Genomic DNA, 10,378 nt, shown 5'->3' on the forward strand with positions numbered 1-10,378 from the left:
AATGACGACAAAAACCGTTGGAGTTCAATAATGCCCGAACGCCACCGGGCGGAACGCCTGCAGCAATTGCTGGTCGAGCTTGCCGCCCATCTCCTCCATCATGGAGAATGCCTTGGCGTGGGTGAACTGCAGCCGGTAGGCGCGCTTCTCGACCAATGCAGAATAGACGTCGACGATCGTGGTGACGCGGACGATGTCGCTGATCTGGTTGCCGCTGAGGCCGTTCGGATAGCCGGTACCATCGAGGAATTCGTGGTGATGCAGGATCACGTCGAGCATTTCCGGCGGGAAGCCGCCCTGCGCGGACAGCGCCTCGTAGCCGCGGCGCGGATGCTCGCGCATCTCGGCCATTTCCTCCACCGTCAGCGCGCCGGGCTTGTCGAGCAGCGCGACCGGAACGAAGGCCTTGCCGACGTCGTGCAGCAGCGCGGCGCGGGCGAGCCGGCGCTGATCGTCGTCGCGCATGCCGAGATGCTGCGCGAAGGCGACCGCGAAACCGGTCACGAACAGGCAGTGGCGATAGGTCTCCTGGTGATGGCAGCCGACCGTGGTCAGCCATTCGCGCAGCGAGTTGTGCTTGATCGCCTTGAGGATCTTGTTCTCGGCGGCGACGATGTCCTCGAACTTGAGCGGCTCGCCGGCGCGCATCCGCTCGAACATCTTGACCATCACGCCGTGCGCGGCTTCGACGCCGCGGTTGAGCGCCTTGCCGCGATCGGTCTCGTCATAACCGCTGTCGTCGGGGAATGCAGCGCGGATGCGCTGCAAGATGCCGCGCGCATCGAACGGCCGCGAGATCGTGTCGGTGGCGCCGAGCGCCCAGGCCTGCATCGAGGCGTGATGCAAGGCATCCGCCAGCACGAACAACCGCGGCATCTCGCGATAGGCGTCGGCCTGCAGCTTGGCGCGGACGAGTTGCACGGCTTCGGGCGAGCGCAGGTTGATGTCGACGACGATGCCGGAGAGATCGCGGGCCGGCTGCTCGGGAATGTCAGAGGTCGGAACGGTATCGACCTCGCCCACCGAGCGCAGGATGTTGGCGAGCTCGTTGCTCTGATCGCTTCGATCTGACGCCAGCAGGAGGCGGCGCTTCGAAGTCTGGTTGTTGGCTAAGGCTGTCATGAAATCCCCGTCGCGGTAACGACCGACGTCGGGACGCTACCTGACGATGCGTTCCCTCCGACTTAATGGGGATGCTGAACGGCGCTTAAGCGCAATGGATACAATTTGAGGGATCGCCGAATCCGCCAGCAAAATCAGGCCGGCCGGAAATCGATGCAGTTGCGCAGATCGGCAGCGAATCATGAATTTTTGCCGCGTCGAAGTTGATGCCGTCATCGCCCGGCCGACGCGCGAAGCAAAGAAAAACGCCGGAGAGCTCGTGCTCTCCGGCGTTCTTGTTCGTTCAGGCCGTTACGCCTTCATCGCAGCCTTGACGGCTTCCGCGGTGATCGGCAGGCCGCGAACGCGGGCACCGACCGCGTTGAAGACGGCGTTGCCGATCGCCGGCGCCACCACCGTCACCGCGGGCTCGCCGACGCCCGTCGCCTTCTCGCCATTGGCGATGACGTTGACCGCGACTTCCGGCAGCTGGCTCATCCGAAGCGGCGTGTAGCTGTCGAAGTTGGTCTGCTCGATGCCGCCGTCCTTCAACGTCGCCTTCTCGAACAGCGCCAGCGACATGCCCCACAGTGCCGCGCCCTCGACCTGGGCGCGGATGCCGTCGGGATTCACCTGCGTACCAACGTCGGTCGCAACCGTCAGCTTCTTCACCGTCACCTCGCCCGACGGGGCGACCGCGACATGGGCGACGCAGGCGGTCCAGCTCGCCGTGGCGCGCTCCTGCGACGACACGCAGGCGACCCCCATGCCTTCGCCCTTGGGCAACTGCTTGGTGCCGTAGCCGGCAAGCCCCATCGCAGCGAGCAAGGTGTTGCGGAGACGCTGCGCGCCGCCGTCATTCTTGCCCTTGCCGTCGAGCAACGAGATGCGCAGCTGCGCCGGGTCCTTGCCGGTCGCATGCGCGATCTCGTCGATCATGCTTTCGACCGCCCAGAACGTCCAGCCAGGCGCCACCGAGCGGAGCTGACCCGACGGGGTGGCGTTGTGCGCCATCTCGTTCTTGATCGCCCGCACATAGTGGTTGGGCACGGTATAGAAGAAGTCCGCTCCGTTCACGGTGAAGGAGTCGAGCGGACCCTTCTTGTCGACCGACGGTGTCAGGAAATCGGGGATTCCCCAACGCGCGGTCGGCCAGGCCGAGACCACGTCGTGGCTCATCGCGACGATCTTGCCGTCGCCGTCCATGCCGGCTTTCACCTTCTGGTAGGTCAGCGGACGCGAGAAATCCATCGTCATGTCGTTTTCGCGCGTGTAGATGACCTTGACCGGCTTGCCGACGGCCTTCGCCGCCTGCACCGCGGGCACCATCATGTCGGCGTCGAGACGCCGGCCGAAGCCGCCGCCCAGCCACATCTGGTGCATCACCACGAACTTCGGATCGATCCCGGCGGCGCCGGCCGCAATCGCGCCGGAGCGCGTCGCGAACTGGTTGCCGGAATAGATGTGCAGGATGTCGCCCTTGAACTCCGCGGTGGCGTTCATCGGCTCCATCGGAGCGTGGATGTTGATGTTGGTGGTGTATTCCGCCTCCAACACCTTGGCTGCCGAGCCGAAGGCCGCCTTGGGATCACCGTCCTTGACGAAGAACTGGCCGGAATCGTCCAGTCCCTGAAGCCGCTTGGCTTCCGTGAGCAGCGATTCGCTCGACAATTTTGCGTTCGGGCCGCCGTCATAGCTGATCTTCAGCGCAGCCGCGGCCTTCTTCGCCTGCGCATAGGTGTTGGCGACCGCGACGACCCAGCCGGTCGTGGTTGTGGTCTTGTCGTCGAGGGTGACGGCCTTGATGAAGCCGGGCAGCTTCTTGGCCGCGCTATCGTCGACCGACTTCACGGTGGCGCCGTAACGCACCGGTGGGGTAACCAGCGCGCCGTAGACCATGCCCGGCACCATCACGTCGATGCCGTACTTGGCCGTGCCGTTGGTCTTCGACGGGATGTCGAGTTGCGGCACCGAGACGCCGATCATGGTGTACTGGTCGGGCGTCTTCAGCTTGATCGCCTTCAGGTCATCCGCCGTGAAGGTCTTGGTCGCCTTGCCGCTCTTCACCACTTCGGCGAACGACATCGACTTCTTCGACTTCGCATGGCTGATCCTGGAGTCGCGCACCACCAGCTCGCCGGCCGGCACGCCCATGGAGGCCGCCGCCGCCTCGGTCAATGCGATGCGGCCGGCTGCGCCGGCGCGGCTCATGGCATCGAAGTTCATCATCGTCGACCAGCTGCCGCCGGTGATCTGCGCGCCGAGCACGGGATCGTTGAACTTCGGATCGTTGGAGGCGAGCTGAACCCGCATGTCCTTCCAGTTCGCGCCGAGCTCTTCGGCCACGATCTGCGCCATGGTCGAGGCGACGTGCTGGCCCATGTCGGCCTTGCCGCAGGTCACGGTGACGAGACCGTCGGGCGCGATCGAATACCAGACGCTCGGCTCGAAGTTGGCGGGCGCGGGTGCCGCGAGCGCCTGATCGATGCCGGACCCGGCGTAGCCGAGCACGAGGCCGGTTGCAGCGGTGCCGACCAGGAAGGAACGGCGGCTGAGATCGGTCGTCTCTGGCGCGAGGTTTTTCACGTGCTTGTTCATGTGGCCCTCCGCTCGGATCCGGTGGCCGATGCGGTGCGCATGTCGGACGCAGCGCGCATGATCGCCTTCTGGATTCGTGAATAGGTCATGCAACGGCAGAGGTTGCCGTCCATATGCGCGACCACTTCTTCCTTGGTCGGGTTGGTGTTCTTCGACAGCAGCGCCGCCGCCTGCATGATCTGGCCGGACTGGCAGTAGCCGCATTGCGGCACCTGCTCGGCGACCCAGGCCTTCTGCAAGGGATGATCGCCCTTGGCGGAGAGGCCTTCGATGGTGGTGATCTTCTTGCCGACGGCGTCGGCGACCGAGGTCTGGCAGGACCGCACCGCTTCGCCGTTGACGTGAACCGTGCAGGCGCCACACAGACCGGCGCCGCAACCGAATTTGGTGCCCGTCATCTGCAATTGCTCGCGGATGACCCAAAGCAGCGGCGTGTCATTGGCCGCCTCGACGGACATATTCCGTCCGTTGATATTGAGATTTGGCATCTCTCTCCCCTTCCGGTGTAGGAAGCCGCTTACGGCGGCAACTCACTGTTGGGTCTTGGCCGGCGCCCACCGGGTAAGCGACAGTTGCCGAAACAATGATCCGGTTCCCGGCTGGAGGCAATCCAATTTGGAATTGCTCGAAAAGAATAAATTTCCGAAGATGACTGTTGTGCGATGCGGCAACGGCATGACGCTTTTTGGAATGGCAGCGTTGGTGTCTAATCGCCAGGCGCTTGCTCAAAGCGTCGGCAGCAAGCGCCGGCAACGCCGTCCGATGACAGCGGCGAGAGAAACACAAGGAGCCCGTCAATGGCCAAGCTCAACCGCAACGGCGTCGAGATCTACTACGAGGTTCACGGCAGTGGCCCGCCGCTGATCCTGACCCACGGCTATTCCTCGACCTCGGCGATGTGGCAGGGCCAGATCGAGGCGCTGTCGCAGCGGCACAAGCTGATCCTGTGGGACATGCGCGGGCACGGCCAGTCCGACTATCCCGACGATCCCGATGCCTATAGCGAAGCGCTGACGGTCGGCGACATCGCCGCTCTGCTCGACGCCGCCGGCGCCGACAAGGCGATCGTCGGCGGGCTGTCGCTCGGCGGCTACATGTCGCTTGCCTTTCATCGCGCCTATCCGGAACGGGTGCGGGCGCTGCTGATCATCGACACCGGCCCGGGCTTCAAGAAGGACGACGCCCGCGAGGTCTGGAACAAGCGCGCCCGCGAGACCGGCGACCGCTTCGACCGCGAAGGGCTCGAGGTGCTGAGATCGTTGAGCGCCGAGCGCGCGTCGGTCACCCATCGCAACGCCAGGGGCCTCGCGCTCGCCGCGCGCGGCATGCTGGCCCAGCGCGATGCTCGGGTGATCGAATCGCTGCCCGGGATCCAGGCGCCATCGCTGGTTGTGGTCGGCGCCGACGACACGCCGTTCCTGGCGGCGTCCGATTACATGGCGGCGAAGATCCCCGGTGCACAGAAGGCGGTGATTCCGAACGCCGGCCATGCCGTCAACATCGACCAGCCGCAGGCCTTCATCACCGCGGTGCTGCCGTTCCTGGATGGGCTTGAGGCCGGCGCGCCGGGAAAGACCGCGCCATGAAGTCAGTCGCCGTTGCCTTGTTGCTGACTGCGGCCACGACAGGGGCGAGCGCGCAGAAGCTGCCGTTCGTCACAGCCCCGTCCACTTTCACGACGACGTTGTCGAACACCACGCCGCTGGCGTTCGGCATGGGCGTTGCGGACGCGCAGCGCGCGCTCGGCACGCCCCTCACCTATGTCAGCGGACGGCCCGGCAACGAGATCTTCCTGACCTTCCGCGACCTCGGCGGCAGCGGGCTGTTTCCGCACCACGACCGCCTCTTCCTGCAATTCCGCAAACACCGGCTGACCGGCTGGAAGGCCGACTGGGGCGAGAACTGGATGTGGCGCTAGAGCATGGTCCGGAAAAGTGCGAAGCGGTTTTCCGAAAAGGCCATGTTCAAACGAAGAGCCAAAGCGCGACGACGATGTCATCGCGCCTCATCATCGAGAGCTTCATGCAACCCCCAAACTGACAAGGATGGACCATGGGACAAGACATCAAACTCAAAGCTTCGGACGGATTTGAACTCGGCGCCTACCGCGCCGATCCTGCCGGCGCGCCGAAGGGCGCGGTCGTCGTGATCCAGGAGATTTTTGGCGTCAATCACCACATCCGCTCGGTCTGCGACCGGCTGGCGAAGGAAGGCTTTGTTGCGGCTGCACCTTCGATCTTCGATCGCATCACGCCGAACTTCCAGAGCGGCTATTCCCCCGACGAGATCGCCGAGGCGCGGAAGTTCGTCGCCAATCCCGACTGGGCCGCGATGCTGCGCGACAGCCAGGCGGCGATCGACGCTGTGAAGCCGGTCGGGCCGGTCGGCATCATCGGCTTCTGCCTCGGCGGCAGCGTCGCCTATGCGGCCGCCACCAAGCTGGCCGGGCTGTCAGCCGCGGTCGGCTATTACGGCGGCGCGGTCGTACGCTTCGCCGACGACAAGCCGGCGGTGCCGACGCAGCTGCATTTCGGCGAGAAGGATGCCGGCATTCCCTTGGGCGATGTCGAGACCATCAAGTCGAAGCGGCCCGAGGTCGAGGTCTTCATCTATCCCGGCGCGCAGCACGGCTTCCATTGCGACGAGCGCGCCAGCTACGACAAGGCAAGCGCCGACATCGCCTGGCCGCGCAGCATGGAATTTTTCGCGAAGCATCTGCGCTGATAGGGCGAACCCGGAATGACGAAGGACGCTGTCCTTCTTCAGAACCAGCGCTCGCCGACGAACACCGTATCGCCCGGGCTCATCGGCGTGCCCAGCGGCACCACGAAGCGCCCGGAGCCGGACGCATCGGTGTGGGTCAGCGTCACGCTGTCGCGGCGGGCACGCGGCGAGAAGCCGCCGGCAATCGCGACCGCGCTCTCGACCGTCATGTTCGGCACGTAGGGATATTGGCCGGGGGCCTGGACTTCGCCGAGGATGAAGAACGGACGATAGGACTCGATCTCGACCGCCACCGAAGGCTCGCGGATATAGCCGTTGCGCAGCCGTGCCGAGATTTCGCCGGCAAGCCCGGCCGGCGTGCGGCCGCGTGCCGGCACCGAGCCGATCAGCGGCATGGTGATCGCGCCCGCGGCGTCGATCGCATAGGAATTGGTCAGGCCTTCCTGGCCGTAGACCACGACGCGGAGCTTGTCGCCGGGGCCAAGGTGATAGCCGTTGTCGTAACCGGCGGGGGGTCCACCCGGGGAGGCGGCGGCATAGACGACCGGGGCGGCGGCCGGGACGGCATAGCCATAACCAGGGGACGTGCTGGCGAAGGCTGAACGCAATGCGCTGATTGCACCGCCGCCGCCTGCATCGGCAACCGGAGCGGGTGCGTAGGCCGGGCCGTAGGTGACGGCATCGACGCCTTGCGGGCCGACGGCGACGGGACCGGACGTGCTCATGCAGCCAGACAGCGCGAGCGCAGCCACAACGGCAGTGATCGGCAATCGTAACGCGCGTGCAACCGGCACCGGACCTATCCCTCAACGGCGAGACAGGCCCAGTCTTGCACCACTTATGGTTAACAAAGGGTTTTCGAGGATCGAGCGGGAGGCCGGAAAAGCCGGCCTCCCATTGGCTTGGAGCCGTACCCGGGAAGAGCGCAAACCGGTTTTCCGGAGCGAGCTCTTTCTCAACAAGACCTCAGCAAGGCGGTCAGGCGGTGACGCCGACGCCGATCGGGCAGGACACGCCGGTGCCGCCGAGCCCGCAATAGCCCGCCGGATTCTTGGCGAGGTATTGCTGGTGGTAGTCCTCGGCGAAGTAGAATTCACCGGCCGGCGCGATCTCGGTGGTGATGGCGCCGAGGCCCTTGGCGGCAAGCGCCTTCTGATACATCGCCTGCGACTCATCGGCGGCTTTGCGCTGCGCGTCGCTGAACGTGTAGATCGCGGAGCGATATTGCGTGCCGATGTCGTTGCCCTGGCGCATGCCCTGCGTCGGGTTGTGGTTCTCCCAGAACGTCTTCAGCAGCTTCTCGTAGGAGATCTTCTTCGGGTCGAACACGACCAGCACCACTTCGGTGTGGCCGGTGCGCCCCGAGCATACTTCCTCATAGGTCGGGTTCGGGGTGTGGCCGCCGGCATAGCCGACCGCAGTGGTGTAGATCCCCTCGCCGAGTTCCCAGAATTTGCGCTCCGCGCCCCAGAAGCAGCCGAGCCCGAACACCGCCTGCTCGAGGCCTTGCGGATAAGGCGGCTGCAACTTGCTGCCATTGACGAAATGGGTGATCGCGGTCGGGATCGGCGTCGCGCGGCCCGGCAACGCCTCGGCGGCGCTTGGCAACGCAGTGGTCTTGCGCATGAACAACATGGACACCTCCAGGCGGGACATCGGCCGACGCGGCAACGGCCTGCGGGCCGGCTGTCACCTATATATGTCCTTACGCGGATGATGGCAGCCCCGTTACGGGGCGCTGCAGCCAAGGAGGGCCGCCGACAAGTCAGTCGCGCGCGTAGCCGATCAGGGGCTTGCGCGGCCGGAACAGGATCATCAGCAGGATGCCGGCAATACCGAGCACTGCGAATACCGGCTGCTCCAGAAGCAGGCGGATCACGTCATTCCAGAGCCAGGGGGCGAAGCGATCCACCCAGGCATGGAATGCCTGCTGGCTCGACTGGTGGATGTCGTTCCAGAACTGGCCGAATTGGGTGAACCGCAGGCTCTGGTCGGCGACGTAGCGGGCCCCGTCATAGACCATGAAGATGAAGCTGCCGGCCAGCAGCAGAAGGCCGATCAGACGGAAAAAGCCGCGGATCATGCGTCACCCTAACTCCCAGTCGCGCCCCACGCGTCGTCAGGCCTTACCGGGCGCCCCCCGGAAATTCAACCTCTTCAGCGGCTTATCCGGCCCCCGCAGGGACGATTTCGGGCCCTTTTTGGGTCCCGAAAGCGTTGACGCTTAAGCCCGCGCCATCTATAAGACCGACCGATGGCGGCGGGCGCAATCCTGCCGCCGCTGTTCTTTGGACAGTGCCGCATGCGGAGGCAGCATTTTGCGCTCTTCGCATGGCCGCCTCAAGGACACCCAAGAAAACCACCTTGGACAAATACATCAGAGTTGAGATTTGAACCGGCCGGTGCGCGCAAGCCCGACCACCGAGCGATCACCGCCGAAGGACAGTTAGAGAACCATGGCCAACACCACCTCCGCCAAGAAGGCGACCCGCAAGATTGCCCGCCGCACCATCGTCAACAAGTCGCGCCGCACGCAGATGCGTGGCGCGGTGCGCACCGTCGAGGAAGCGATCAAGAGCGGCGACCGCGAGGCGGCACTGAAGGCGATGAGCCGCGCCGAGCCCGAGCTGATGAAGGCAGCGCAGCGCAACATCATTCACAAGAACCTCGCGAGCCGTAAGGTGTCGCGCCTCACGCAGAGCATCGCCAAGCTCGCGAAGTAACGGCTCGCCGCGCGAGCTGACTGGAAAACACATTTGTCACGAAGCCCGGCTCGCGCCGGGCTTTTTGTTTTTGTCTCGACTTTTGTCGTGGAAGTTTCATAGCGCGAGAACACTTCGCGTTGCCGCGCAACGAACTGCGTGTCATGTTTCGTTTCGTCGCGTCCGTAGTTCTACCGGCTCGACATGCTTAACGCGCCGCACTCGCCCACAGATTGCTCTTCGCTAAGCTAGATAGATGGAATAGTGCGCGAGCATTTCGCGGACGAAACTTGCGAAGCGGGGTTACCCTGCAAAAGTAATCGAGAAAAATGACGTCTCGCGAATTACTTATGCACATAGCGTTGGACAGCGATTGGAAAAATGACCGGCGCGAGACCAAATGTAAATTTTCTATGAAAAATTTTTGGTATTGCACCGTCGTTTGTGACACGCGTGAATCTGTGCGCTGATTCAAAAACTTGCTTTCGCAACTCAGCATCGGCAACGCCGCAACAGTCGCGAAGAGTCGCGATCCCCGTCGAATCCACGGATTGTCAGAAAATCAGCTTGGTGTATTTATTTCTTGTTCGCGACGCCCACGGCTCTCCAGATCAGCGCGGTTTGAGACCCAGGGGCGGACGCACAAATCGGCGGCGGTGTGTGCGTTAGCGACGCTTTCCAAGCGAAGCTGAATTGACGGCTCATAGCGATATGAGGACGGTCGACCTGTGTCAAAATTTCTCCGGCGATGTCCCCGGCAATTTGGGGGATCGAACAAGAGAGACCAGGACGTCAGTCGGAATTTGGCAGCGGGAACGCGGAGCGAGTGAACGGGTTGACAACGACACGGCGGCGGCGAAGCGCCGGGCATTTCGGTGTTCGGTAGCAGCAGTTCGAATTTGAAGACACGAGCAAGCTGACAACTTGCCGCGATACGTCGCGGCGGGAGGGGGAGGTCTTATGGCTTACGGTATCATCACTGCAGTCGAACCAACGACAGCCGAAGCGCAAATTTCCAGTGGTGCCGTAATCAACCCCTCGGACGTCAGCTCCCACCCGAAGCGTCCGTCGAGTACGCGCTGACCTCGCGGGGCGCATCTTCTCCAAACAGCTGATCTGTCGGGTGGCGCATGGACGCCACACGGGAGAGCTTTGTCCGGAGCAGACGGCGCCCGCTAGAGGTCGCGCCGCGGCAGGAAACCTGCACGGCGCTTTCGCAACGATTATCTCTCAGACTTGGAAGTACGAAGGCA

The 10,378-nt window shown here is 63.9% G+C and carries 10 protein-coding genes; 4 read left to right on the forward strand and 6 right to left on the reverse strand.

The window, feature by feature from the left end; translation table 11 throughout:
- Positions 1-24: 24 nt before the first annotated feature.
- From QA635_RS41505 to QA635_RS41515, 3 genes are all read right to left on the reverse strand, one after another.
- A complete protein-coding gene (locus QA635_RS41505) occupies positions 25-1,122 on the reverse strand; it encodes an HD-GYP domain-containing protein (protein ID WP_283065964.1) in 1,098 nt (365 codons plus the stop codon).
- 291 nt (positions 1,123-1,413) lie between these two features.
- The gene (locus tag QA635_RS41510) at positions 1,414-3,699 is read right to left on the reverse strand and encodes a xanthine dehydrogenase family protein molybdopterin-binding subunit (protein WP_076824548.1); all 2,286 of its coding nucleotides are present in this window, start codon (positions 3,697-3,699) and stop codon (positions 1,414-1,416) included.
- Complete coding sequence (locus QA635_RS41515) at positions 3,696-4,187, reverse strand: (2Fe-2S)-binding protein (RefSeq protein WP_026192016.1); 492 nt, start codon at positions 4,185-4,187, stop codon at positions 3,696-3,698. Before QA635_RS41515 ends, QA635_RS41510 begins: the two co-directional genes overlap by 4 nt.
- Before the next feature lie 309 nt (positions 4,188-4,496).
- Between QA635_RS41515 and QA635_RS41520 the strand changes: the two genes are divergently transcribed.
- The 3 genes from QA635_RS41520 (at position 4,497) to QA635_RS41530 (ending at position 6,423) form a co-directional block, all read left to right on the forward strand.
- A complete protein-coding gene (locus QA635_RS41520; protein ID WP_283065969.1) occupies positions 4,497-5,285 on the forward strand; it encodes an alpha/beta fold hydrolase in 789 nt (262 codons plus the stop codon).
- Positions 5,282-5,617: a hypothetical protein gene (locus QA635_RS41525; RefSeq protein WP_283065971.1), complete on the forward strand. Its 336-nt coding sequence runs from the start codon at positions 5,282-5,284 to the stop codon at positions 5,615-5,617. The genes QA635_RS41520 and QA635_RS41525 overlap by 4 nt, the downstream gene beginning before the upstream one ends.
- Before the next feature lie 134 nt (positions 5,618-5,751).
- Entirely contained in the window at positions 5,752-6,423 is a 672-nt protein-coding gene (locus QA635_RS41530; protein ID WP_283065973.1) for a dienelactone hydrolase family protein, read from the forward strand.
- Positions 6,424-6,461: 38 nt separating this feature from the next.
- Here the strand turns inward: QA635_RS41530 and QA635_RS41535 are convergent, their stop codons facing one another.
- From QA635_RS41535 to QA635_RS41545, 3 genes are all read right to left on the reverse strand, one after another.
- Positions 6,462-7,217 carry a polysaccharide biosynthesis/export family protein gene (locus tag QA635_RS41535; protein WP_283065975.1) on the reverse strand — a complete coding sequence of 252 codons (756 nt, stop codon included), beginning with the start codon at positions 7,215-7,217 and terminating at the stop codon, positions 6,462-6,464.
- Between the two features lie 184 nt (positions 7,218-7,401).
- Positions 7,402-8,058, reverse strand: a complete 657-nt coding sequence (gene msrA, locus QA635_RS41540; protein WP_050383605.1) for a peptide-methionine (S)-S-oxide reductase MsrA — start codon at positions 8,056-8,058, stop codon at positions 7,402-7,404.
- Between the two features lie 130 nt (positions 8,059-8,188).
- Positions 8,189-8,506, reverse strand: coding sequence for a hypothetical protein (locus QA635_RS41545; RefSeq protein ID WP_016842666.1), 318 nt, complete (start codon positions 8,504-8,506; stop codon positions 8,189-8,191).
- Positions 8,507-8,879: 373 nt separating this feature from the next.
- Between QA635_RS41545 and rpsT the strand changes: the two genes are divergently transcribed.
- Positions 8,880-9,146: a 30S ribosomal protein S20 gene (gene rpsT, locus QA635_RS41550; RefSeq protein ID WP_057015335.1), complete on the forward strand. Its 267-nt coding sequence runs from the start codon at positions 8,880-8,882 to the stop codon at positions 9,144-9,146.
- Positions 9,147-10,378: the final 1,232 nt, after the last annotated feature.

The organism is Bradyrhizobium brasilense, from assembly GCF_029714345.1.
In the GTDB taxonomy this organism is placed as follows: domain Bacteria; phylum Pseudomonadota; class Alphaproteobacteria; order Rhizobiales; family Xanthobacteraceae; genus Bradyrhizobium; species Bradyrhizobium australafricanum.